The organism is Gracilibacillus halophilus YIM-C55.5 (assembly GCF_000359605.1).
In the GTDB taxonomy this organism is placed as follows: domain Bacteria; phylum Bacillota; class Bacilli; order Bacillales; family Amphibacillaceae; genus Gracilibacillus; species Gracilibacillus halophilus.
Genome location: NZ_APML01000053.1, coordinates 1 through 23,877, shown reverse-complemented (window position 1 = coordinate 23,877; position 23,877 = coordinate 1). Strand labels below are relative to the sequence as shown.

The 23,877-nt window shown below is 39.0% G+C and carries 24 protein-coding genes and 2 pseudogenes; 5 read left to right on the top strand and 21 right to left on the bottom strand.

Going from position 1 to position 23,877, the window contains the following annotated elements; translation table 11 throughout:
* Positions 1-147: 147 nt before the first annotated feature.
* The 9 genes from J416_RS11145 to J416_RS11110 all read right to left on the bottom strand — a co-directional run bounded on the left by J416_RS11145 (position 148) and on the right by J416_RS11110 (position 7,526).
* A complete protein-coding gene (locus J416_RS11145) occupies positions 148-603 on the bottom strand; it encodes a hypothetical protein (RefSeq protein WP_003471533.1) in 456 nt (151 codons plus the stop codon).
* Positions 604-728: 125 nt separating this feature from the next.
* Entirely contained in the window at positions 729-1,169 is a 441-nt protein-coding gene (locus tag J416_RS11140; RefSeq protein ID WP_156809580.1) for a GyrI-like domain-containing protein, read from the bottom strand.
* Between the two features lie 79 nt (positions 1,170-1,248).
* Positions 1,249-2,688, bottom strand: a complete 1,440-nt coding sequence (locus tag J416_RS11135; protein WP_052000962.1) for a SpoVR family protein — start codon at positions 2,686-2,688, stop codon at positions 1,249-1,251.
* A gap of 59 nt (positions 2,689-2,747) precedes the next feature.
* Entirely contained in the window at positions 2,748-4,046 is a 1,299-nt protein-coding gene (locus J416_RS11130) for a globin-coupled sensor protein (RefSeq protein WP_040513444.1), read from the bottom strand.
* A gap of 96 nt (positions 4,047-4,142) precedes the next feature.
* Positions 4,143-4,301 (bottom strand): hypothetical protein, encoded by a 159-nt coding sequence (locus tag J416_RS15805; RefSeq protein WP_156809579.1) that lies wholly within the window; start codon positions 4,299-4,301, stop codon positions 4,143-4,145.
* Between the two features lie 70 nt (positions 4,302-4,371).
* Complete coding sequence (locus tag J416_RS11125) at positions 4,372-4,767, bottom strand: hypothetical protein (RefSeq protein WP_003471525.1); 396 nt, start codon at positions 4,765-4,767, stop codon at positions 4,372-4,374.
* 72 nt (positions 4,768-4,839) lie between these two features.
* Positions 4,840-6,210 (bottom strand): dipeptidase, encoded by a 1,371-nt coding sequence (locus J416_RS11120; RefSeq protein ID WP_003471524.1) that lies wholly within the window; start codon positions 6,208-6,210, stop codon positions 4,840-4,842.
* 61 nt (positions 6,211-6,271) lie between these two features.
* A complete protein-coding gene (locus tag J416_RS11115; protein ID WP_003471517.1) occupies positions 6,272-6,739 on the bottom strand; it encodes an S-ribosylhomocysteine lyase in 468 nt (155 codons plus the stop codon).
* A 106-nt stretch (positions 6,740-6,845) separates the two neighbouring features.
* A complete protein-coding gene (locus J416_RS11110; protein ID WP_003471515.1) occupies positions 6,846-7,526 on the bottom strand; it encodes a YhcN/YlaJ family sporulation lipoprotein in 681 nt (226 codons plus the stop codon).
* 232 nt (positions 7,527-7,758) lie between these two features.
* On the opposite strand from J416_RS11110, the gene J416_RS11105 reads away from it, so the two are divergent.
* Positions 7,759-7,983, top strand: coding sequence for a YhdB family protein (locus J416_RS11105; protein ID WP_003471513.1), 225 nt, complete (start codon positions 7,759-7,761; stop codon positions 7,981-7,983).
* 38 nt (positions 7,984-8,021) lie between these two features.
* Here J416_RS11105 and J416_RS11100 read toward each other — a convergent pair whose 3' ends face one another.
* From J416_RS11100 to J416_RS11085, 4 genes are all read right to left on the bottom strand, one after another.
* Positions 8,022-9,119 carry an anti-sigma-I factor RsgI family protein gene (locus tag J416_RS11100; protein ID WP_003471510.1) on the bottom strand — a complete coding sequence of 366 codons (1,098 nt, stop codon included), beginning with the start codon at positions 9,117-9,119 and terminating at the stop codon, positions 8,022-8,024.
* Positions 9,120-9,123: 4 nt separating this feature from the next.
* Positions 9,124-9,849, bottom strand: a complete 726-nt coding sequence (sigI, locus tag J416_RS11095; RefSeq protein ID WP_003471503.1) for an RNA polymerase sigma-I factor — start codon at positions 9,847-9,849, stop codon at positions 9,124-9,126.
* A gap of 823 nt (positions 9,850-10,672) precedes the next feature.
* Positions 10,673-10,927 (bottom strand): hypothetical protein, encoded by a 255-nt coding sequence (locus tag J416_RS11090; RefSeq protein WP_003471499.1) that lies wholly within the window; start codon positions 10,925-10,927, stop codon positions 10,673-10,675.
* Between the two features lie 255 nt (positions 10,928-11,182).
* Positions 11,183-12,025: a S1C family serine protease gene (locus tag J416_RS11085; protein WP_003471498.1), complete on the bottom strand. Its 843-nt coding sequence runs from the start codon at positions 12,023-12,025 to the stop codon at positions 11,183-11,185.
* 141 nt (positions 12,026-12,166) lie between these two features.
* Between J416_RS11085 and J416_RS11080 the strand changes: the two genes are divergently transcribed.
* Positions 12,167-12,712 carry a beta-class carbonic anhydrase gene (locus J416_RS11080; RefSeq protein WP_003471495.1) on the top strand — a complete coding sequence of 182 codons (546 nt, stop codon included), beginning with the start codon at positions 12,167-12,169 and terminating at the stop codon, positions 12,710-12,712.
* Positions 12,713-12,833: 121 nt separating this feature from the next.
* On the opposite strand, the pseudogene J416_RS11075 reads toward J416_RS11080, so the two are convergent.
* Positions 12,834-13,663, bottom strand: a pseudogene (locus tag J416_RS11075) (aldo/keto reductase).
* A 238-nt stretch (positions 13,664-13,901) separates the two neighbouring features.
* Between J416_RS11075 and J416_RS11070 the strand changes: the two are divergent.
* The 3 genes from J416_RS11070 to J416_RS11060 all read left to right on the top strand — a co-directional run bounded on the left by J416_RS11070 (position 13,902) and on the right by J416_RS11060 (position 15,156).
* Positions 13,902-14,168, top strand: coding sequence for a hypothetical protein (locus tag J416_RS11070; protein WP_003471492.1), 267 nt, complete (start codon positions 13,902-13,904; stop codon positions 14,166-14,168).
* A gap of 114 nt (positions 14,169-14,282) precedes the next feature.
* Positions 14,283-14,612 (top strand): hypothetical protein, encoded by a 330-nt coding sequence (locus tag J416_RS11065; RefSeq protein ID WP_003471490.1) that lies wholly within the window; start codon positions 14,283-14,285, stop codon positions 14,610-14,612.
* 40 nt (positions 14,613-14,652) lie between these two features.
* Positions 14,653-15,156: a hypothetical protein gene (locus J416_RS11060; RefSeq protein ID WP_003471488.1), complete on the top strand. Its 504-nt coding sequence runs from the start codon at positions 14,653-14,655 to the stop codon at positions 15,154-15,156.
* 25 nt (positions 15,157-15,181) lie between these two features.
* Here J416_RS11060 and J416_RS11055 read toward each other — a convergent pair whose 3' ends face one another.
* From J416_RS11055 to yhbH, 7 genes and pseudogenes are all read right to left on the bottom strand, one after another.
* Positions 15,182-15,559 carry a hypothetical protein gene (locus J416_RS11055; protein WP_003471486.1) on the bottom strand — a complete coding sequence of 126 codons (378 nt, stop codon included), beginning with the start codon at positions 15,557-15,559 and terminating at the stop codon, positions 15,182-15,184.
* A gap of 144 nt (positions 15,560-15,703) precedes the next feature.
* On the bottom strand, positions 15,704-16,771 hold the full coding sequence (locus J416_RS11050) for an undecaprenyldiphospho-muramoylpentapeptide beta-N-acetylglucosaminyltransferase (RefSeq protein ID WP_003471485.1): 1,068 nt from the start codon (positions 16,769-16,771) through the stop codon (positions 15,704-15,706).
* 255 nt (positions 16,772-17,026) lie between these two features.
* On the bottom strand, positions 17,027-18,589 hold the full coding sequence (locus tag J416_RS11045; RefSeq protein WP_003471450.1) for a Na+/H+ antiporter NhaC family protein: 1,563 nt from the start codon (positions 18,587-18,589) through the stop codon (positions 17,027-17,029).
* Between the two features lie 156 nt (positions 18,590-18,745).
* Positions 18,746-20,167, bottom strand: coding sequence for an aldehyde dehydrogenase family protein (locus J416_RS11040; protein ID WP_003471449.1), 1,422 nt, complete (start codon positions 20,165-20,167; stop codon positions 18,746-18,748).
* A gap of 60 nt (positions 20,168-20,227) precedes the next feature.
* Entirely contained in the window at positions 20,228-20,767 is a 540-nt protein-coding gene (locus J416_RS11035; RefSeq protein WP_003471434.1) for an LOG family protein, read from the bottom strand.
* A 278-nt stretch (positions 20,768-21,045) separates the two neighbouring features.
* A pseudogene (locus J416_RS11030) lies at positions 21,046-22,178 on the bottom strand (NupC/NupG family nucleoside CNT transporter).
* A 200-nt stretch (positions 22,179-22,378) separates the two neighbouring features.
* Positions 22,379-23,539, bottom strand: coding sequence for a sporulation protein YhbH (gene yhbH, locus J416_RS11025; RefSeq protein ID WP_003471433.1), 1,161 nt, complete (start codon positions 23,537-23,539; stop codon positions 22,379-22,381).
* Positions 23,540-23,877: the final 338 nt, after the last annotated feature.

Genomic DNA, 23,877 nt, shown 5'->3' with positions numbered 1-23,877 from the left:
CAAACAGCTGCTTCTCTTTCCTCTGTTTGACGCATATCCGCTTTTTCGAGGCTAACAGCTACTTCCCTTCTCTCTGTTTGACGCGTATCCAACTAAATAAACGAAACGATGCGCCTCTTAAGCAAGTACGCACCGTTTCTCGTTTGTTTATACACATGTAAATGATTGTATGCGGTTTAAGTCAATACCAAAATAGACCCAACGAAATCCAGTCCAGCGATATCCTGCTACGGATTGTCTGCCTACATAAGTGGGATAAAACCAAAACGATTGAAAGCGATTGATCCAAATATACGTATAGCGGAACAAGCAACTACGAATGGCACCCGGATCAACAGCAAATAATTGTGGTCCTTGCGCTTGTTGCATCGGTTGCTGTGGAATTTGTTGCGGCGGTGGTCCTTGAGGCGCCATACCTGCACCTTGTTGCGGACCTCCCGGCATAAAACCTGGTCCTGGACCCGGCCCTTGACCTGGGAATGAGGTCGGTGGCTGCTGTTGTGGTGAAAAGCCACTCGGTCCCCCTCTTCCATCCAAATCTTCTTCTGGACAACATCCATAGTCATGATACATCTCTGTGTGAGAAGGATTGATATATTCCATTTCACTACCTCCTATCCCTATCACTATATGCTTGCCTAGCGATTAGGTAATTTGTCCATAGTGAAAATAGGCATGTGCCTTGTCTATGCATGAAACCCACATAAGATAAGCATGTTTATGAACAGCTAATCATAACGGAGCTTAATATACAAATCATGACTTGTTTCTGTACCTTCCACCGTATATCCAATATCCAATTTCATGTCATCAGCTGGTAAGTTTTCTTCTTTTGCATACTGATACATCGTACCAAATGTTTGGGAAATGTCGATCAAGCTGCCCTTATGTGAGTGGTGCAAATACGTTTGCGCTGGAATCTGTTTCACTACCATATCATTGGGTACATGATCGGTTTCACTCACTTCAACAGCAATCAATTGCGTATAAATGCCATTCGTTTGCCCTAGACTAATGTCCATCATTTGGTAGGAACGGCGATGGGGCAATTCGGAGACCCTGTCTTTCATTTTCTTCCACGTCTTAGGCATTTCTTGAAAAAGCTCTTCCCAACTCGTTTCCACCATCATACCGATGACAGTAAAACTCTCTTTCGTCACGATATCCATACTGGTATCACCCTTTTCATCAATTTTTTCATGAAGCAAAAAAAAATCAGTAAAGTCTCCCTTTACTGATTCGACATCATCACACGTATTTCCTTGTCACTTTTTCGCCATCACAGCTGAACAGGCATGTTTTTTCTTCCATGGTTGTTTCGATATGAACGGCCCTGCCCCATAATTGATAAATATATGGCATCGTCTTTTCTACATATTTCACATCAAGTTCCACATCTTCATAATGATGCGTGATATACAGTTCCCCATTTTTCAAGTAGTCACCATCCTGAACGGTTAAATAAGGAAAACCTCCGTTTAGCCGGCTGGTGATTAACTGTTCGCGTACTTCTTCCCAGTCCTTATCCACAACCTTATATTGGCTCCCTTGTTTTTGAAATAAATATAAATCTTCCTGTTTGACAAAATCTTTAGTGAAGTAATTACGAATAAACGAAATATCCGATTCCATTTCTCGTACTTCAAAAATTTTCTCACGACCAGATCCTTCTTCAACCCCAAACTGCTTCATTTCCTCTGTCGGATGATTATATCGCTTCTCAATATCTTCATACATTTTCACCCCAAGATAATACGGGTTAATGCTCGTCGTTGATGGTTGCACCACACCCGCATTTAACGAGGCAAATTCAACTGCTTCTTCGCTCGTCAAATTCAGTTCGCGTAATATACGTTGATGCCAATACGTAGCCCAGCCTTCATTCATAATCTTTGTCTCCAATTGAGGCCAGAAATACAACATTTCTTCGCGCATCATCGTTAAAATATCTCGTTGCCAGTCTTCTAGTTCACGACTGTGCTCTTCAATAAATAAAAGAATATCCTTCTCTGGTTTGGGTGGAAATTTCTTCCTTTTTCGTCTTATTTTTGGTTCAATTGGCTGCTGTGGTTCATCGAGTCCCCACAAATCATCATACTCTGTCTGACGTCGTTGGATAATGTCTTCTTCTTCATCAATTTCCCAGTCCAGCTTTGGCTTTACTAATCTTGGGTCAATATGTTCTTGAATCGATAATACAGCATCAAGAAATTTCTCCACTTCCTGAATTCCATATTCTTTCTCGTATGCCGCAATTCGATCAGCTGTAGCCGCCATGCTTTCGACCATATCGCGTTTCGTATTTTGAAAACGCACATTATTTTTAAAGAAATCACAGTGCGCTAACACGTGAGCGACTATCAATTTATTTTGAATCAAACTATTGGAATGTAATAAAAAGGCGTAACACGGATTGGAATTGATGACCAATTCATAAATTTTACTTAATCCTAAATCATATTGTAATTTCATCCGGTGAAATTGTTTGCCAAAACTCCAATGGGAAAATCGGGTCGGCATACCATACGCACCAAACGTATAAATGATTTCAGGTGGACAAATTTCATATCTCATCGGATAAAAGTCAAGCCCAAATCCTTCGGCAACTTCTGTGATTTCAGCGATCGCTCGCTCAAGCTCTTCTTTTTTACCAGTTCTCAACGTCACACGCCACCTCCATCTAACCATTTCTATAGTATATGAAGGCAGAGTTATAGAATGATACTATACCTTTAAAAATAACGATTCTATTTGGATTGAGTCATAGTAACCAAATCTTCAACAGCGTTAGAAATCTGATCAAATGATTGGTTTACTTGATCTAAGCGATGGAAAAACTGCTCCATTTCAGTTTCAATCGTTGAGTTATATCCCTTCGTCTGATCCATTTGTCGAACGAGCTCTTCGAAAAAGTGATAAATGTCACGCATATGTTGTGAGCTATCCGTGACGGAAGACTGTACTTCATCTACATAATTGGTCACCGTATTCACTTGAGCATTGGTGTTCTCAATTAAACCTGTTACATTGCTAACAGAGTCCTTCGTCTGTTCAGCTAACTTACGCACTTCTTCTGCCACAACAGCAAAACCTTTTCCATCTTCACCGGCACGTGCAGCCTCAATCGAAGCATTTAAGGCAAGTAGATTGGTTTGTTCTGCAATATCAGTCACCATGCTAATAATCGATTCAATTTGACGTGAACTATCAGCTAAACTATTGGTTTCTTCCTTAATACCTCGCACCTTATCTTCTATTTGTGACATTTGCTTTTCTTGTTCCATTAAATCTTGACTGCGATCTTTAGAGGCTTTTTCGACTTCTTGACTCGTACGTGTACCTTTTTGTGCATCTTGTAAAATTTCCTTTAATTGACTGACTAAACCATCAATGGCTGTTGTAGACTGTTGGAAGATGGTTGCCAGCTCTTCTGACGTATCATTAATTTTTTTGTGAAGCTCATCTTTTTCCGCTTCTTGCTTTTCATACACATCGGTAACTTCATTCTGATAGGCACCTAATACGATTTGTTGTTCTAAATTTAAGATTTTAGAAGCAGCGGAAATCGCTTGTGAAAAACGTGCTTTATCCTCGATATGATCATCAAAAATTCGTATCAATGAATTCAGTAGATCCTGAAATGCGCACATGTACCATTTTGGTTCTAGTCCAATTTGAAAATGTATGTTAGCAATGCGAAGGCGTTTTTGATAAAATTCTTCGTTAATTTTTCCATCAAACATTTCTTGTATATGTATCGTTAATGTCTTTTTTAATCGTTCCACTGAACTGTTGGATTCAATGATTTCCATTAAAGAAGACTCATGCTCTAAGTTTTTATAAAATTGGGCTACAATCTCATCAATATGTTCTTCTACATAAGGTTGAAGTTGTTTTAGCGTGATCAGATCTTCCTTTTTCAAGTCGACCATTGCTATTTGTTTGGCTAGTGAACGATCTGCTTTCGTATCCATTTCTACTTCGGTTTCTTGTACGGTGGGGACATTCGTTGGTTGATGACTGGTTTTGTGTTTCTTCTTAAACATGACTTTCAATCATATCACTCCTTGAAATCTAGGTAAAAATTATTAAGTCTATGTTACCATATTCAACGAGTGAAAACGATATAAAACCCAATTTGTTTACGAAAATCGTTTTTCGAGGCTAACAACTGCTTTCACTTCCACTGTTTGACGCTTATCCACTTTTTCGAGGCTAACAGATGCTCTCAATTCCGCTGTTTGACGCGTATCCGCTTTTTCGAGGCTAACAGTTGCTTTCAATTCCGCTGTTTGACGCATATCCTGCCCAAGTAAAACATACTTTGATAAATATAAAAGCGGACACGCTAGGTGCCCGCCTTTCGATACTTTAACATTTGTGCGCTGTAGTCTTTACGCTAGTTTTTGTCTTTTTACAACGGCAGTCGGTTAATGTATAGCCAGTGATTTGAAATCCTTTTGCCTTCAAATATCGAATCGCTATATTTCGTTCTAGATGATCAGAAGCAACCAAATGAATCGACTGTGTTGGAATCTCGTGATGGTATCTTCGTAAATAAGGAACCGGCATCACAATCGCCCCTTCGATAACATCATTAGACGACTGTTGATAATCACGAATATCAACAGTCACTTGATCAATCCTATCCGAACGTTTTTTCCGATCAATACAAGGCACCCCTTTGATGGGTATATACCGAATATATAGTAAATGGATAAGAGGTGCTACACAACACACCAATGCAATGATCCATAGCCACATCATAGTTTTTCCCCCACATGATTAATCACAAGGTATACTATATCCACATGTAGGTATAATGTCAAACAACTTTTATTATACACTACGTACCTTTGACCAGTAATGCACAATCGTTTCCATCCCTTTTGTCAAATGATCTAAAGGAAAGCTTTCGTTCGGTGAATGTAACCTGTCATCAGGTGTGCCAAATCCGAGTAACACCACAGGTATATCAAATAATGAATCCATCCATTCGACAACAGGAATGGAACCGCCCATTCGAACGAACACAGGATCTTTGGCAAAGGTTTCTTGCAAACTTTCCGCCGCTTTCGTTATAAATGGGTGATTGGGATCTACGCGATAAGCCTTCGCTGATAATGGTTCCCGTTTGATCGATAATGTCACACCAGCAGGCAGATGATTTTCAATATGTTGAACGACTAAATCTTGAATGTCTTGAGGATCTTGCCCTGGCACTAAACGACATGTCAGTTTTGCAGTTGCTGTGGAAGGAATAATCGTTTTCGTGCCTTCTCCTTGATAACCACTATATAACCCATTGATTTCAAGTGTCGGACGAGCCATTGTGTGCTCTTTCGCCGTATATCCCTTCTCTGATACTGCTTCTGGAGCTCCTGTAGATGTCGAATAATCTTCACCTGGTGCTGATTGAATCAATTGACGTTCATCATCTTCCAACGGCTCCACTTGATCATAAAATCCATCAATTTGTACGACTTCATCTTCACTTTTCATAGTCGATAACAAATGAGCCATAGCCATTGCTGGATTACGCACGGCCCCACCGTACATGCCAGAATGGAGATCGTTATCGGGACCTTTTAACGTGAATTCTAAGCCCGTGAAACCCTTTAACCCGTACAAAATCGTCGGTTGATCGTTTGCAACCATTCCTGAATCAGAAATCACTGCAAAATCGGCTTGAAACTGCTCTTTTTTCGACTCCAGCAGTTGATAAAGGTTTGCACTACCTATCTCTTCTTCCCCCTCAATACAAACTTTCACATTCAGTGGAAGCTCTCCGGTTGTTTTAAAGAAGGCGTCAAATACGGCTAAATGCATGAATACTTGCCCTTTATCATCACTCGCTCCTCTTGCATACAACCGACCATCGCGAATGTCTGGTTCAAATGGCTGACTCTTCCACTGATCAAGCGGATCTGGCGGTTGCACGTCATAATGACCATAAAATAACACAGTCGGAGCGTTTGTGCCTGCTTCTAACCATTCAGCGAAAATAAGCGGATGCCCTTCTGTTTCCTGCACTTCGACTTTTTTAAACCCAGCATTTGATAAAAAGTTAGCGACAAACTCAGCTGTGTTCCTTACGTCCTGGTGATGAGAAGAATCGGTACTAACACTTGGCATGCGAAGAAACTCTTTTAACTGTTCGATATATGTATCTTGATGCTGTTGTAAATACGTTACGACTTGATCCACCATCCATCACATCCTTTTCCATAGGTTAAAAAAGAGAGTGATCGGTCACTCTCTTCATGCAGTCTTATTCAGCAAATACGATATGCCATTCATCTTTACCATCTAACATATTAGAAGCTATGGATTTGGCACCTTCTAAACTGTGATTCGCTGCCCATCCACATTGCACTTCATTACAAGCTGGTACTTCAGTCGCCTCTAAGACATCTTGGAATGTTTTTTCTAGTGCTGTCACAACCTCTTCATAACGATCATTATTAAATATCGCCAAGTAAAAGCCTGTTTGGCAACCCATCGGACTCACATCTAACACATTATCTAAATGGTTACGAATATTTTCCGCCATCAAATGTTCAATGGAATGTAAACCAGCCATGTCCATATGATCTTGATTGGGTTGGCAAAAACGAATGTCGTATTTATACACCTTGTCCCCATTTTCACCAGTTGTCACACCAACTAGTCGAACATAAGGTGCTTGTACTTTTGTATGATCTAAATTAAAACTTTCGACGTTCATTTTTTCCGCCATGTTTCGACACACCTTTCTCCTCTAAAGTTCTATATTTATTGTAACATATGTATAAATGCAGTCATATCAAGAGGGCAGATACATTACATATCTACCCTCTTTCGTATTATTGTTCACGGTCTGGGAATACCCGCTCAATCATATTTCCGATTCGGTTAAACATGCCTTCAACCGGCTCACCACTGTCAACATCATTTGCATACGTATCAGCCAAATCATAGAAATCAGGATTTGTTGAGACATACACATTATCAATACCATCATTGACCGATTTTACCGTTTCCGTAATTTTCTTTTTCACATCTTCACTTAGTTCATCTTCATCCGCATCTTTAGCCCATGAAGCAGCGACATAAGCATTGTTAGTTGTTGTTAATACATAAACATCATCTACTTCATTAATGTCTGATTCGATTTTATCAGCGGCTTTTTCAGCAACTTCATAATTGTAACGGTTATTGCCGTTATTATCATTTGCGTCTATATTTTGTGTGTTGTTGTTATCCATGTTATTTTGATCAGTATCTCGATCCCCACCAAACATGTATTGATTATCGTTTCCACCTTGATTGTTGTTCATTTGGTTATTCGTTTTTCCTTGATTGGTCGATGGGGCACGCGTCATATCTCGGTCATTAGCGGGATCGTTTGATGTTTGATTGTAACCGATCGGGCGTGTGTTATCGCCATTGCCACCATTATCTTGACCATATTCATTACCGCCACATGCTGTGAGTACTAATGTCGCTGCACAAGCGAATGATACAGCTGTTGGTTTCCACTTCATGAACTTCCCTCCTTCTTTTCTAAAAGTCATTCATAGTATGAGAAGAGAAGTTATGATTTATCCGATGTTGTCCCATTAAAAATTTGGTAAGTCCACCAATAAAACAAGTGATTCGTTTGAGTCTTAAGCACATACACTATAACTGAAGCAATAGAACATTGCTTTCGCAAATCCCCTAAAAACCATGCTTAGAACCATCCAATATAGAGCAAACAAAGGGGGATACGTTTCAATGGATACAATGGATTACGATAAAGCTTTATATTACACACTTTGGGGTCAGTGGGATGATTTGTTGGTATTAATGGTACGGACAGAAGATGATTTATTATCAAAAAAAATTGAACTGTTTCTGCATGCGTACCATTATCCAACTTCTGACCAGTGGCTTATGAATACGCATGAAGAATTGCTTCATTACCTCGATCATGCGTTAATTCATCAATTCATTAACTAGTGGTATACGCTACACATTGCGTATACCACTTCATTTCTTTATTTCAAGTGATGGTGTTTTTTCTGTTGCTGTTTTATATGCCCTTTTTTCTTTCCTTTACCGCGATTGGATGGGTGATGTTGGTTTTCATGTTTCTTCATGGACTTCTTGTTAAATGTCTCATCATTTTGATTCTTTTTATGACCACTTTTTTGTCGTCCATTGGCTTCGGGTTTAGCGTGTGATCGATTTTTCTTTACGCTTTTATTCTGGTTTTGATGTGCTTTTTCGTTTGCTTGTTTGGGCAATGTAGATGATGGAGTCACTGATTCATCCTGATTCTTTTCGTTCACCGACTGATCGTCATCACTTGTTTTCGAGGATGTATTCTCTTCGTCGTCATCTGAATCATTATAAAAATTTTGAATAAGTTCACGATCCTGTTCATCTAACGACGAGAGAGAGTCACTCTCGTTTTCTTTTTCATTGCCTTCTGTAGTATCATCTTTCGAGCGCGAATCCATGGATGATGCTGTGACTTGATTCATCGACACTTGCTCCGTTTCTGCTTGATCGCGAATCGATGGTGGCACCTCATAAATGGCGATTGGATTTTTCATCTTGCGATAGGCTGCTGACAATTCCGTAAGCATAGATTCATTTTTTTCATGGTCGGATATGTAACTAACGGCCATCAGTACTGGCTGATCCTCAACAATATGAAAGGTTTCCCTTGAAGCTTCAATAATATGATTCGTCGTCGCTAAAACAGACTGCTTCTTCCAATCAATTTGATCCACAATCGCTTCAGCATCTTTATTCATCGTTTCGACCTGAACGACTTCTAAATCATCGTTAACCACTAAGTTTATACTTGGGTTAATATCAATACTGACAACAGCATAAACCTCATCTTGCTCCAACCAAAAATAAATCGGCATAAATAATACTAGACACACCAAAACCATTGAAGCCATTTTCCACCTTGCATGGAGGAAAGACAAGCGATGATTCGCAAAAAGTGGCGTATAAGGTTCAAATGACACTTCTACACCGATTTGTTCCTGCTTTAATGGCTTTGCTTTGTGGAACAATCCTTTTCGATCCATAACAATCGAATAACGTCGCTTATGCTCCACAATAATGCCTTTTTTCACAAACCTACCCCCTTATATATTCATTTAAATACATGTAATCCCCAGTGAGAACAACAAATATTGTCAAAATATATTTACGGTTTCGTTCTAATGTTTTTTTACTAACAGGGACAATCCGTAACAATTTCTTAATCGGGATTCGTTTTTTACGCAAAACATATTCGCGTAATGTTTGATCAGCTGCAATTTGTTTTGCGACAAAAATGGCTGATTCTCTTGCGTCTTGATGTTTCGGGGATATTTCGGCCAACTCTTGGAAACTGATTTTATATTGTTTCAGTTCCTTCGACAATTCTAGAATTTCTTGCTTTCGCTGCCAAGCTTCTTCTTCTAGTTGATAATTTTTTTTCGCAATCGATATTTCTTCAGGGTTCTCCATATGCTCGTCTTCTTCTTCAACATCGAGCAACGGCTGTATATATTGACGCTTTTCTTTACGAATATAATCGATCACTTTTCGTTTAATAATGACTTGAGCAAAAGCTAAAAAACTTGATCCCTTCTCTTCAGAATATAAATGCATCGCCTCATGAAAGGCAATCAACCCAATACTGAATTCATCATCATGTTCTTGATGAATGTATCGTTTGCATACATCTGACACACATCTTGCCACAAATGGCTGATAGGCCATAATCACTTCATTTTGTAGCGTTTGATTCCCCCTTTGAATCTCTTCGATTTGTTCTTCTAATGTATACATATCTTTTACTAACTGGCTGTTCATCACGAACGATCACCACCAGTTATTATATATTTCGTTTCCCATCGTTGATTTTTGCGTGTAATCATGTAATTTATATGAATGTTAGTAATTTTCATCAAATTCACCAACTTTTAATATTCAATCGTTTATGTCATTCAAATTTGTGTCAATCATGTCACTGTTCTTCAGTATAATCATTTTCATTCTTTACATCTACCATATTTTATTTACATTTAATTAAAATTTGTTTGCAATTTATAGTGCATTTTTACCACATTCATACAAAATGCTTAATTTATTAATTTATATTTTGACTTTTTATCATTATGTATAGTTAAAAGGAATCATTAGCGAATCAAAAAAGAGGCTGGGACAAAAGAGTAATTAGAAAGGAAAAATCCGAACATTAAAGTTTAAGTTTACATACCGCTTAGGCAAAATACTTCGCTTTCCGCGGGCACGGCTTCAGCTAACAGTGTGAAGATGGGCTCTTCACACAGTGGATCTTCAGCTCGCGCGTTCCCGCAGGAGTCTCCGTATTTTGCCTACGCTTAACTTAAAATTGTTCGGATTCTTGCTCTTACTATTTAGATTTGTCCCAGCCTCTTCGTTACTAAAGATTACTTGTATACATCGCCACGGTTATCAATGGTTAATATATAGATTATTTTCTCATTATGGTTAATCTCAAATATAGTTCTGTATGGTCCAGTTCTCAATCTTAGTTGACCTTTTTTACCCTTTAAGGCTTTATGTCTCCTACAGGTGGTTGAATTAATAGTCCATTCAAAGCATTGCATATTCTAAGTTGAACAGATTTTTCTTGTTTTTTAAAAATTGAACTGCCTCACGACTTAGTGTCATTTGGTAAGTTGAGCTCATTCAAAGCTTCCTCCCAAGACACAAACTCCGAGTTATTCTTTAGTTGGCGTTTTTCTTCTTCACTCAAAGGAGTTCCATCTGGTTCTAAATCTATTATTTCATCCCAGCCTGGACGAGTATGACTAATTGTTAAGTACTTTAAATAATCGTAAGCCGATTTTTTTGCCGACTGAGGTAGTTTCTTTACCATTTCAACTAATTTTTCGTTACTTATAGCCATCATTCAACCTCCTTTATATCCTCATCTATTATATTGTACCACATACAATACTCTTTATATAACGCATATTCCGCAAACGTCCCAGTTAGTGTAAGATTTGAATATGCTCAGCATGCATTTGCCTCGTGTATTTCAACTCCCCTTTTGTAAACTAGGGTCTACTCTTTGTTGTTAAGGGGCTAGGTATTTATTTACTTCGTCAAATCGATTCCCTCAAAAGTTACGTTTATTATTTCCCTCTATATAACACAAAAGTCATTCATAGTATGATTGTGAATCAATTTTTTTACGGAAGGCTTCGATGGGTACTGCCAATCCGACACGGCCGTGCTCCTCTTTATGAATGGTTGCAAAGATTACGGCAATGACTTGACCATTTTCATCAATTACTGGACTGCCACTATTGCCACGATAGACAGGTGCGTCTAACATATAAACCGACCGCTCCCAATCATCGAGCGTTGTCATACCGATCAAGTCACCTTGATTCGCAATATCAGTGAATGCTAGTGGATTCCCGATAAATAATACATCTTCTTTCGTTTTAACAGCACTCGCTTTGGCATCAGATATAGGTAAATAAGGAAGGTTCTCGCCATCTACTTTTAATAAAGCTAAATCAACAGCTGGCCATGTATCCATAATCTCCGCTTGAAATTGACCTTTTTCTTGAAATGCGACGGATATCCTCATTTGATCTTCGACTACATGATGATTGGTCATAATGTAACCATCTTCTGAAATAGCAAAACCTGTTCCTTTATTGTTATCACCGCTGACCACAACGACACCTTCCCGGTATGTTTGCACGTCGCTATCTTGCATTAATGAAGCCGATGTTTTTAGAAAATTGATCGCTGGTATCGAGAAAGTTTGCGGAATAATCGCAATCACTTGAATAAACATAGCAATCGCAATGCCCCAAATGAGCCATCTCGGTCCCAATCGTTTCTTCGAGGTATTGTCATTCTGTTCTTGTTGTTTTTCTTGTAATTTCCGACGTTCTTCTTGGACAAGTTCATACATTTCTTCATGTTCTAAGTCTTCATACAAATCATCATCTATAATATCGTTATCTTCACGTTCGTTCTCGCGCATCAGAGGAATCACCTCAACTCGATTAAAGTACCCTTATTATAACATGGATTCAAGTAATCATAATTGAATCATAAGAAAAGATATTATACACTATAAGAAATTATCTTCTATTATACTTATCAATTAAAGGAGTTGTGAGAGATGTTATTGGATGATATTCTTACATACAATCAAAAATTCGTAGAAGACAAATCATATGAAGCATATGAGACTGATAAGTTCCCAAATAAACGTGCGGTCATTTTTACATGTATGGACACGCGCTTGGTGGAACTCTTGCCAAAAGCACTGAACTTACAAAATGGCGATGTAAAAATGGTAAAAAATGCTGGTGCCATATTGAATGATTCATATGATAGTACGATGAAAAGTATTTTGGTAGCCATTTATGCGTTACAAGCAGATGAGGTATTTGTAATTGGTCACCATCGTTGTGGCATGACTCATTTTGACACAGATGGCTTTATCGACATTATGAAAGAACGTGGCATTGAGCAAACAACGATTGAGAATCTAGACAAAGATCCGAAAGAATGGTTAACTGGTTTTGATGATGTAGAAGCATCTGTTGAACAATCAACCCGCATCATTGAAAACCACCCACTACTTCCTGAAGACGTTCCCGTTCATGGATTAGTTATCGACCCAGCTACAGGTAAACTAGATCTTGTGAAAAAAGGGTACTAAAGAATAACAGCGAATGAGATAAAAGTTTTTTTAGTTATTAATACCCGAATGTTGACTGATCAAAATCAATTAACATTCGGGTATTTATGGCTATAGATATCTGTCATCGCAGTCTCTCGTTTTATACACCGTAATCGAATTCATCTGGATGTTTGCCTATCCGATTGCCAGAATCCATGCTTTCCATCTTCTTCATATCTTCATCCGTTAATTCAAAATCAAAAATATCAACGTTCTCTTCTTGCCGTTGTTTATGAACAGATTTTGGTATGGTAATAATTTGACTTTGATATTGCCAGCGAACGATCACCTGTGCCGGTGTTTTGTTATATTTATCCGCTAATTCTTGTAACACGGGATGATCAAAGTAACGAGCTTTTCCTAATGGGGCCCAAGCTTCCACTAAGATGTCATGTTGATCACAAAATGCGCGTGTGTCTTTTTGTTGCAGTTGTGGATGTAGTTCCACTTGGTTCACAGCTGGAGTCACTTCTGCTCCTTTCAGTAATTCTTCTAAATGGTGGGACATAAAGTTGCTGACACCAATGGCTTTCGCTTTTCCTTCACGATAAATCTCTTCTAATGCTTGATACGTTTCAGTAAACTTTCCTGCACTGGCCAATGAATCAGATATAAATCCACATAATCCATTTGCAAACGCTCAAGACTACGTTGAAAAGCCGCTTTTGTTTCTTCGTATCCTTGTTCATCATTCCACACTTTTGTCGTCACAAAAAGTTCTTCACGTGGCACTCCGCTATCCTTAATCGCTTGGCCAACGCCTTCTTCATTTTTATAAAGAGAAGCTGTATCAATGTGACGATAACCAAGGTCTAAAGCCGATCGAACGGCTTGATATACTTCATCACCTGGCTCTGCTTTGTACACCCCTAATCCGACTGCTGGAATAGCTGTTCCGTTGTTTAGTTTTAATGTTGTTGTTAAACTCATCGTTAATCGCCTCCTCATGTAAAGGTATACACTTTCATTTTCATTGTAGTAAACGTTACCGTGAATCGGAAATGATTTGCTTGTATCATTAGCAACTTCTCCATGATCATGATAAATCATCTAGTATATCAATCTATGAGAAGAAGACACATTTTATTGTTTAATAGACTGTTGTATCCAACATATTGAAAAACCTCACATATGGTACAACTAGTTAGCCGAAAGGAGGGATGAATCAATGGGTTTTGGAAAAACACAAAATAACAGCTTTAGCCCTGAAGCCCTTGCCGAGGCGCTTTCGATTCTCGTTCAAGATCAAGAAATCGAACAAGAAGCTGAGTTAGAAGCTGAACAAGAGTCAGAGCAAGAATCAGAAGTGAAAGGTCAATTTCACGTGTATAACGGAAACTCCTATGTGAAAAACAGCGGCAACAGCTACAACCGTAATGATGTTACCGTTGTTACTGTAATTGTACTGGTGCTTGTTTCGATCTATCTCGATTAATAGCACCAATAGGTAAGAAAAGGGAACGAAATTTTTCCCTTTTCTCCTAAAAATGCCCTTCCTATTTTATTCATGTGTGCATAAAACGTTACTAAGAAAGGATGAATCTTGCGAATGGCAAAAGAAACGGAATTGCGATCAATGATTCAAGAAGAGTTAGATCATTATATGAAAAATCATATCGGGGAGCTTGCCAAGCACTTCGCTACAGAACTAACGAATGAGAACGGAAATTCCAGTATTCGAAAAAGCGGTAATGGGATTGTTTATATTGATAATACCGGAATTGCTTATGCGATGACATTATTTTTTTATTACACGATGAATGAGGAACAGCAAAACAACATCGATCTACATCAAATCCTATCAAGTCTTCAAGACCATGTCGCCCATAACCGCCAATCATTTGAAGAAACTATGCAATCATTTATGGAGGAGGAGTAACTTACTCTCAAACGCTCCCCTTTTGAAAAGGAGCGTCATGATGAATCATTTTGTAAAATTACTGAAAAATCTTCATGAGCATTCATCAGTAAAAGTTCAACTTACCTTACCATGCCAAAGGTCCATTGTATTAGAACATGCCTGGCTTTTAGCAGATCGTATGTTAATTGGTCGTTGCCACTTAGGCACAATGTTTATGCCACTTCAAAATGTTATCTCACTTCAAGTCATCAACCCATCACCGGATGCTTCTGGCCGAGTTGAACCTTTTGCTGATGAACAATCCATAGCCTCTACATCCAACACCAAAACAATCGCGTCAGCCATGATTCGTAACAAATTTGACGAACATCAATCAAAACGAAAAACATCAATTGCTAATCACATAAGCGAAAAAACAAGCGATCAGACACAAAATCAAAAGAATAGTGAAAAATCAACTTCTCCTACCCAGCAATCTTTATCATCTATGAAAGTAACCAACATTAATGGCAACTCTTATCTCAGCAAGAGCGGAAATAGTAGCACGAAACAGTCATTTTAGAATCGTCACTATCTATGAATCATGATTAATCTTCAAATGTGCGCGAAATATGGATGGGCATATCTGGATGAATCGCTTGTAACTTATCAGGCAAATGGCCAACATTTCTTATATGAATCATGTGTTTGTCACCATGTTTCATTTGAAATACAAGTGACTGATAGTATGGCCCTCCTGGTGTACCAAACATCTGTGCATCCTTCGGTCTTTCCCGCCAATCTGTTATATCATAAACAAACGCAATTTGTTGAATATCTAACGTATGCTTGTGAACGATAAAGAAGAATCTCCGCTGAAAGATTAATTTCGTTCCATCAATTGAATACCGTATAAAAAACCATTGATTCAAGCCAATCAGAAAAATTAAAATGAGTGGAATGATAGAAAAAATGACGTACTGCATATAGCACGCACCACCTAATACAAGATATTTGCTTAATAACTTGTACGATAAAACAACAACAATCGTTTCACATCATTTGTACTTTTTTGAATAATTAGTAAAAAAACAAATTGAGGGGGGAAGATCCCTCCTTTAATGAACTTTTTATTTCGCTGTTTGCTGAATGATATCAATGACGGATTGTTTCGCTTCACTTGATCGATATTGATTCATTTGTTCTTTTATAGCCATTTTATCTTTTCGAATATTTCCTAACGCCTCAACTAATGATTCTGTGGTTAAGTCTTCTTCCTCCAACACTTTAGCATACCCTTGCTTTTCAAATGATTCGGCATTCACAATTTGATCGCCTCGGCTTGCATGACGTGACAATGGAATTAAAAGCATCGGTTTATGCAAGGCAAGAAATTCAAAGATAGCATTTGCCCCAGCTCGTGAACATACGATATCTGAAATGGCCAACAAATCCTTTAACTCATCTTGCACATACTCATATTGTACATACCCTTCTTGTTTGATCGATTCATCTATATTGTCTTTACCACAAATATGGATAATCTGAAACTGCCTCAATAGCTGATCCAATCCTTCACGTACGGCTTGATTCATCCGTTTGGAACCAGCACTGCCACCCATGATCAGAAGCACATTCTTCCCTCGATTAAACCCTGTTATTTGATAGCCGCGTTTTTGTTCACCAGTAAATAGCTCATCTCGAACGACTGCCCCAATCCATTTCGCTTTCTTCTCTGGTAAATACTTCGTCGTTTCTGGAAAAGTAGCTAACACTTTCTTAGCAAATGGAATCGCGATCTTATTGGCTAATCCTGGCGTGAAGTCTGATTCATGAATCACTGCAGGAATACCGCGCATTCTCGCTGCAATGAGAACAGGGACCGAGACGAAACCGCCTTTTGAAAAAATGACTGCTGGCTTCTTTTGACCAATGATCCGGTGCGCTTGCATTGTGCCTTTTAACACTTTAAACGGATCTTTAAAGTTTTCTTTGGAGAAATAGCGGCGTAATTTCCCTGTTGAAATCGGATGATATGTCACTTGATCGATCGATGAAATTAATTCCCTTTCAATTCCCGCTTTCGAACCGATATAGTCGACAGTCCATCCATCTTTAATAAACTCTGGAATGATGGCAACATTGACCATCACGTGTCCCGCCGTGCCACCACCTGTAAAAATAATTCGCTTCTCCATGTTACTGACCGTCCTCTCTATACTTCCATCTCTTCTTGATTATACTTATTCTCAAACTGCATTCGCAAGTACGAATACGAAAAAATGCGCGCCATACTGAAAAACATTCTCGAATTTATAAAAATATCAGCCCATCTTTTCTTTGGTTTTGGAAAAAAATGGGCCGATCTATAAAATAACGCATATATTCTTTTTCGAGGCTAACAGCTTCTGTTTGACCCATATCCTACCACATACGCAACAATTTAATCCCCATTATAGAGAAAGTTTTTTTATCAGCTTTTGAACCCACATGATGAAAAAGGCAAGACAGAAAACAACAGCAAATGCCGTCACTAAAGAAAGCCATATATAACTTGTAAGACCATACAATAAATAACCGATTCCAGCCGCAAACGCACTGATAAATGCATACGGCAACTGTGTGATCACGTGATCCATATGATTCGCACCAGCTCCTGTGGACGACAAGATCGAAGTATCAGATATTGGAGAACAATGATCACCAAAGACTGAACCAGCCAACACTGCCGCCATTGCTGGTAAAATGAGTTCAACATCATAAACCAAAGCCACTTGTGCAGCAATCGGCAACATAATGCCAAAGGTGCCCCAAGATGTTCCCGTCGATAATGCCATAAAGCCAGCAACCACAAATAATAAAAGCGTTAAGAAATCGACATTAAAAGAAATGGTTTCAAACCACGATGCTAAAAAGCCACCTGTATCAATATCTTCAATAATTGAGCCAATCATCCACGCTAAAATTAAAATATAGATCGCAGGAATCATGGAAAAAACACCATCTTTTACCACTTTATAGAGTGACAACTTGGGACCTGATAATAGAAGATACAATATGACGGCTGAAATGACAGATAATAAACCACCGATAAACAGTGATGGATTAACCATCGTATTCTCAAACATCGTTAAAACCGTCGCTTGTCCATCCGTTTGATAATATCCGGTGATTAACATCGCTGAAACGGTAGATACGACTAACACAATAATCGGAAACAATAAATGAAAAATTGTCCCGTTTTGATTGACCAGCGCATGTATTTTTGTATCTTTTGTCATTGTTGATTTCGACGGATCGACTAACTCACCCTTGACTTGCGCACGCTCTTCGTGTTTTTTAATCGGACCGATGTCGATATGAAAGATCGCAACGATAAACACTAAAAACATAGCGGCAAAAGCATACATATTTAGCGGAACCATACGAACAAATGCTTCTAATGGTTGATAAGCAGTCACTTCATTCGCAACAAAAATCGATCCCAGCATACCGATAATGTAAGCACCCCAACTCGAAATCGGTGTAATCACCGTAATCGGCGCAGATGTCGAATCAATAAAATATGCAAGTTTCGCTCGTGAGATACGATGTCGATCAGTGATTGGACGCGAGACTTGTCCGACCGCCAAGCTGTTAAAATAATCATCAATAAAAATCAAAATGCCGAAAAAAGCTGGCATAAGTTGCGCGCCTTGCTTAGTTTTCACCTTTTGAATTGCCCAATCTCCAAACGACTTACTGCCGCCAGAAGCTGTCATGAGCATGGTCAGAATGCCTAAAAGCAATAAAAATAGTAATAAATAAATGCTATTCATATTGACGCCATCACTTGTATAGAAAATATCGCGAAATACGATCCATATTTGCTGCAAACTTGCGAATAGATTAAAATCATGAATCAGAAATGCACCAACAACAATACCTGTACCCAGTGATAGTAAAATGTTTCTTGTCAATAAAACAAGAATGAGCATGATCACCGCAGGTATTAATGAATATATCGTTCCTTCCATTTGATTCCCTCCATAACAATATCCTTTCCCATCAACACAGAAAAAAACAGTAATAGAGCAACGTCCATTACTGTTTTTGGACACAACGAATTAGTTTATCAATTTTTCGTGTGTCTGTCACCGATTTTTTTATATTTTGTATTTACATATTCATCCTTAGCGCAAGTTCATGACAATCAAACGTTCTTCTGTCATTTCTTCAATGGAATATTTCGGTCCTTCTTTTCCATTCCCGCTATCTTTCACACCGCCATATGGCATTAAATCAACGCGATATTGCGAGCCATCATTAATCATAAAGCCACCTACTTCAACGCGCTTTGCTGCATAATAAGCTGTATCTATATTTTGTGTAAAAATGCCACCTTGCAGACCATAGACCGATTGATTCACTTCTTCGATACACGAATCGAGATCAGTATACGCAATCACACTAACGACGGGAGCGAAAATTTCCTCACAGACAACGCGCATTTCTGGTTTTACATCCGTTAGAATGGTCGGTTCAAGTAAGGCGCCTTCTCTTTTTCCACCTAACACCACTTTCGCACCCTTATCGACTGCTTCGTGAATCCACGTTTCAGCACGCTCTGCCTCACTTACAGAGATCATTGGCCCCACATCCGTTGTGGCATCTGTCGGATCACCTACAAGTAATTGCTTAATTTGTTCTGAAAATGTCTCAAGGAAACGCTCTTGAATTGATTCATGGACATACACCCGCTGTACCGAGATACAGACTTGACCCGCGAAGGCAAAGCTCTGACCTGCCAATGTTTTGGCTGCGTGATCGATGTCTGCTTCTTTATCAACGATCACAGGCGAATTGTTACCTAATTCTAAAATCAAACGGTTAAGACCTGTGTTTTGTTTTAATTGTAACCCAACCTCTGCACTTCCGGTAAATGTATATAAGTCAATTCGTTCGTCATCCATCATTTGCTGGCCAACAACGGAACCAGAGCCAACCACTACTTGAAGCAAGCCTTTCGGAAGTCCTGCTTCTTCTAACAGTTTGGCGAGTTTCAACGAGGCAAGCGGTGTTTTACTCGCCGGTTTCAAGACGACAGCATTTCCGGCAGCAAGTGCTGGTGCTACTTTGTGGGCAACCAAGTTTAATGGAAAATTAAACGGGCTAATCGCCCCAACGACCCCAACAGGCACTTTGATGGTAAACGCCATGCGATGTTCAGATCCTGGCGCAGCTTCCACAGGAACACCTTCTCCATGAATACGTTTAGCCTCTTCTGCTGCTAATAAAAAAGTCTCCGCCGAACGGTCAATTTCCGTTCTGGCTTGCTTTAAAGGTTTTCCTGCTTCTTTTGTAATCGTATATGCAAGCTCTTCTTTGTTGTTTTTCATTAATGTAGACACATTTCGTAATATTTCAAACCGCTGATACGGTGATAATTGGTTTTTACGGTAGGCTTTCGTCGCACTCGAAATTGCCTCATCAACATGTTCACGACTGGCTTTTGCTACTGTGGCATAGGTTGTCTGCGAATATTTATCGAGTACGTCGATCGTTTCTTCCGTTTCGACCCAACCACCATTTATGTATAATGCATAACGTTCCATGGCAAAAACCCCTTTCTTATGGAAAATTGCTACTGTTAGTATTCCACTTAGGCGATTGCTTCAAACACGTGAAAGTTGATCAAGTAACTGCGCTGGATGCTCCGTGATCACAGCTAAATCACGATTCGCTTGTTGCATAAACCCTTCGCTCACCATATGATCTAACAAATGTGACATCGGGTCATAATAATGATGCAAATTCAACAAACCAATCGGCTTTTGATGGATACCAATTTGAGCCCAAGTGAACATTTCAAAAAATTCTTCCATTGTTCCTGGGCCACCTGGCATTGCGATAAAACCGTCAGCGAGTTCTGCCATTTTTGCCTTTCGTTCATGCATGGAATCTACTGTATACAGCGTCGTGAGCTGTTGATGAGCGATTTCTTTGTCACCTAATACAGTGGGAATCACACCAATAGCTTCTCCCCCTTCTTTTAGAACGGTGTCAGCGATCACGCCCATAAGGCCTACACTCGCACCACCATACACTAATGTAATCCCTCTTCTGGCAATTTCTTTTCCTAAATCAATCGCTCCCTGTCGATATTCTTCTGAAGCGCCAATGCTTGAACCACAATAAACCGCAATACTTTTCACGATCGTCATCCTCCCTCTATGTAAAAAGTGGTTGGGACAAAAGAGTAATTAGAAAGGAAAAATCCGAACATTAAAATTTAAGTTCACATACCGCTTAGGCAAAACACTTCGCGTTCCGCGGGCACGGCTTCAGCTAACTGTGTGAAGATGGTCTCTTCACACAGTGGATCTTCAGCTCGTGCGTTCCCGCAGGAGTCTCCGTATTTTGCCTACGCTTAACGTAAAATTGTTCGGATTCTCGCTCTTTCTATTTAGTTTTGTCCCATTCCCGTCTTGATCTATAAGAATAGTCCGGCGATGGTTGCTGAAAGAATCGAAGCCAATGTCGCTCCAATTAATAGTTTCATTCCGAATCTCGAAACTTTTGCTCCCTTTTCGGCGCTAATTCCCTGAACGGTACCAGCAATAATTCCAATCGAAGCAAAGTTCGCAAAGCTAGTTAAAAAGACCGATACAATGCCGACGGTTTTTTCGGACAATTCACCCATGACTGCTTGTAATTCACCCATGGCTACAAACTCATTGGTAATAATTTTTGTTCCCATAATACCACCAGCTTGTACCACTTCACTAGGTGAAATCCCCATTAAAATACCAATCGGCGCTAAAATGTAACCTAAAATTTGTTGTAACGTCACACCTGCAAAAACGGATTGAATGATAAAGTTAACCAGTCTAACGAAGCGGTAAAAGCAATCAGCATGGCAGCCACAATCAATGCGATTTTACCACCATCTAGAGCACCATTGCCCATCGCTTCGAAAAAGCTGTTAGCATCAGATACCTCGTTAATATCAACTTCATCATCTTTGTCATCAATTTTCACAGGTGCAATAATTGATGACAAAATCAGCGCACTAAACATATTTAACGGTAAAGCAACTAACACATACTGGGATGGTAGCATTTGTAAATAGGACCCGACGATCGAAGCCGAAACAGATCCCATAGCAGAAGCACTAACGATATACAAACGGTTGTCATTCAAATGATGAAACTGTGATTTAACCGCGATAATGGCTTCCGATTGACCGAAAAACATACTGTTGACCGCATTAAACGATTCAACTTTTGGTAAACCCGTAATCTTTGAAATCAAGCCACCAATATACTTGATAATTACTGGTAAGATTTTGAGATAGGTGAGTACAGACAGAATTGTTGCAAAGAACACAATGATTAATAAAACATTAAAGAAGAAAACACTGGCCCCTTCATTAATGGCAATACCACCAACAACGAAATTCACGCCTTCCTTTCCAATTTCAATTAATTTACTGAAACCAGCAGAAATCCCGTTAATAATAGTTTCTCCAATGGTGGTCATAAACATAAACCACGTAATAATCACTTGTGCAATCAGCATAACAATAATGCCTCGGTAATTAATATTTTGCCGATCATTTGACATAGCATAAGCAATAGCTAGTACAACAAGAATCGCGATGAGTCCAAGTATAATTCCCAATTTATTTTGCCTCCTCACAAAGGATAGATTCAGCATCATTTTACCAAAAAATCATCGAAATTTCTCTATTTTTATGATCTTGAATAGAAATGATTCGATTGAACTATATGTATTCCCTTAAAAGAAAAACACTTGGGTGCGTACTACCCAAGTGTTTGGTTATCCTTCCACTTTTTTTGAAAAAAATGCTTCATTGCATAATAGACATCTTCTTTATTTCGCAACACATAATGTTTAAATCGAGGATGATCGATTGTTTTAAAGGCTTGCATCAATGTCGAAAACCGGTTATACTGATTAACTTCACCATAACCGAACATACTGGAGTGCTCTAACAATTGATGAACCGCCTCCATCGATCGCCGATTGTCTGAGGTTAAATTATCACCATCTGATATGTGAAAAGGGTAAATATTATATCGACTTGGCGGATACTTTTTGTCAATTAAATCCAACGCCTTACGATAAGCGGAAGAACAAATCGTTCCACCACTTTCCCCTTTCGTAAAAAAGGATTCTTCATCTACTGTTTTGGCTTCCGTGTGATGGGCAATAAATTCTACTTCGACCGTTTCATATTTTTTTCGTAAGAAGCGAACCATCCAGAAATAAAAACTTCGGGCCACATATTTCTCAAATTGTCCCATCGATCCACTCGTATCCATCATCGCTAACACGACCGCTTTTGAATCAGGTTTTTCAATATGATCCCACGTTTTAAAACGTAAATCATCTGGATAGATCGGCGTAAATGATGGTTCACCTTCTAAAGCGTTACGACGAAAAGAGGCCAACATGGTTCGTTTTTTATCAATATTGCCGATAAGACCTTTTTTGCGAATATCGCGGAATTCAATATCTGTCACAGTCAACGAATCTTTTTCTTTTTGTTGTAAATTCGGAAGAGATAATTCTGAAAAAAACGCTTCCTCTAGCGTTTCAAAGTCAACTTCTGCTTCATAATAATCTTTTCCAGGTTTGTCGCCTGCTTTCTCACCTTGTTCACTCTTCTTAGCATTGGGATCCTTGGCTACTACATCACCGACTTGGCTATCTCCATCCCCTTGACCTACGTGCTTATTTTTTGACTGGCTATAACGAATTTTGTATTCATCAAGTGAACGAATAGGAATACGCACGATGTCTTTTCCCTTAGACATAATAATATTTTCTTCACTAACGACGTCTGGTAAACGCTTTTTGAGCACTTCTTTGATTTTGTCTTGGTGCCTTTTCTGATCATCAAACCCTTTTCGATGGAGGGACCAATCTTCTTCTGCAATGACAAAATTATAATCCTTCATCCCATCCCCTCCTTCGCTTGTATTATTCTATTCTATGCAATCAAACGAAGAATGATTAAATAATCGCCTCCTTTTTCACTGAAAAATTTGTAAGGGCCGTGCATTTTACAAGCATGTTGACGATAACTAGGGAAAATTTCAATAAGAACGAGATCGATTTTCGGATGATTCGCTTATTACTGGGAAATCTCCTGCTCGGCCTGCATAGATTTTCGGGTAAATCGCTTATTACTGGGAAATCTCCTGCTCGGCCTGAGTCAAGTCCTTAATCTTGTGTAAAATACAGATACAAGCTTTCAACCATTTAGGTTAGTTAGAATTTGGTATGGTAGGAAGGG

Excerpts from the sequence above, each read along its gene's own strand:
- J416_RS11145 (WP_003471533.1), bottom strand. The coding sequence starts at position 603 with ATGGAATATATCAATCCTTCTCACACAGAGATGTATCATGACTATGGA.
- J416_RS11140 (WP_156809580.1), bottom strand. The coding sequence starts at position 1,169 with ATGGATATCGTGACGAAAGAGAGTTTTACTGTCATCGGTATGATGGTG.
- J416_RS11135 (WP_052000962.1), bottom strand. The coding sequence starts at position 2,688 with ATGGTTAGATGGAGGTGGCGTGTGACGTTGAGAACTGGTAAAAAAGAA.
- J416_RS11130 (WP_040513444.1), bottom strand. The coding sequence starts at position 4,046 with ATGTTTAAGAAGAAACACAAAACCAGTCATCAACCAACGAATGTCCCC.
- J416_RS15805 (WP_156809579.1), bottom strand. The coding sequence starts at position 4,301 with ATGCGTCAAACAGCGGAATTGAAAGCAACTGTTAGCCTCGAAAAAGCG.
- J416_RS11125 (WP_003471525.1), bottom strand. The coding sequence starts at position 4,767 with ATGATGTGGCTATGGATCATTGCATTGGTGTGTTGTGTAGCACCTCTT.
- J416_RS11120 (WP_003471524.1), bottom strand. The coding sequence starts at position 6,210 with ATGGTGGATCAAGTCGTAACGTATTTACAACAGCATCAAGATACATAT.
- J416_RS11115 (WP_003471517.1), bottom strand. The coding sequence starts at position 6,739 with ATGGCGGAAAAAATGAACGTCGAAAGTTTTAATTTAGATCATACAAAA.
- J416_RS11110 (WP_003471515.1), bottom strand. The coding sequence starts at position 7,526 with ATGAAGTGGAAACCAACAGCTGTATCATTCGCTTGTGCAGCGACATTA.
- J416_RS11105 (WP_003471513.1), top strand. The coding sequence starts at position 7,759 with ATGGATACAATGGATTACGATAAAGCTTTATATTACACACTTTGGGGT.
- J416_RS11090 (WP_003471499.1), bottom strand. The coding sequence starts at position 10,927 with ATGGCTATAAGTAACGAAAAATTAGTTGAAATGGTAAAGAAACTACCT.
- J416_RS11085 (WP_003471498.1), bottom strand. The coding sequence starts at position 12,025 with ATGCGCGAGAACGAACGTGAAGATAACGATATTATAGATGATGATTTG.
- J416_RS11080 (WP_003471495.1), top strand. The coding sequence starts at position 12,167 with ATGTTATTGGATGATATTCTTACATACAATCAAAAATTCGTAGAAGAC.
- J416_RS11070 (WP_003471492.1), top strand. The coding sequence starts at position 13,902 with ATGGGTTTTGGAAAAACACAAAATAACAGCTTTAGCCCTGAAGCCCTT.
- J416_RS11065 (WP_003471490.1), top strand. The coding sequence starts at position 14,283 with ATGGCAAAAGAAACGGAATTGCGATCAATGATTCAAGAAGAGTTAGAT.
- J416_RS11060 (WP_003471488.1), top strand. The coding sequence starts at position 14,653 with ATGAATCATTTTGTAAAATTACTGAAAAATCTTCATGAGCATTCATCA.
- J416_RS11055 (WP_003471486.1), bottom strand. The coding sequence starts at position 15,559 with ATGCAGTACGTCATTTTTTCTATCATTCCACTCATTTTAATTTTTCTG.
- J416_RS11050 (WP_003471485.1), bottom strand. The coding sequence starts at position 16,771 with ATGGAGAAGCGAATTATTTTTACAGGTGGTGGCACGGCGGGACACGTG.
- J416_RS11045 (WP_003471450.1), bottom strand. The coding sequence starts at position 18,589 with ATGGAAGGAACGATATATTCATTAATACCTGCGGTGATCATGCTCATT.
- J416_RS11040 (WP_003471449.1), bottom strand. The coding sequence starts at position 20,167 with ATGGAACGTTATGCATTATACATAAATGGTGGTTGGGTCGAAACGGAA.
- yhbH (WP_003471433.1), bottom strand. The coding sequence starts at position 23,539 with ATGAAGGATTATAATTTTGTCATTGCAGAAGAAGATTGGTCCCTCCAT.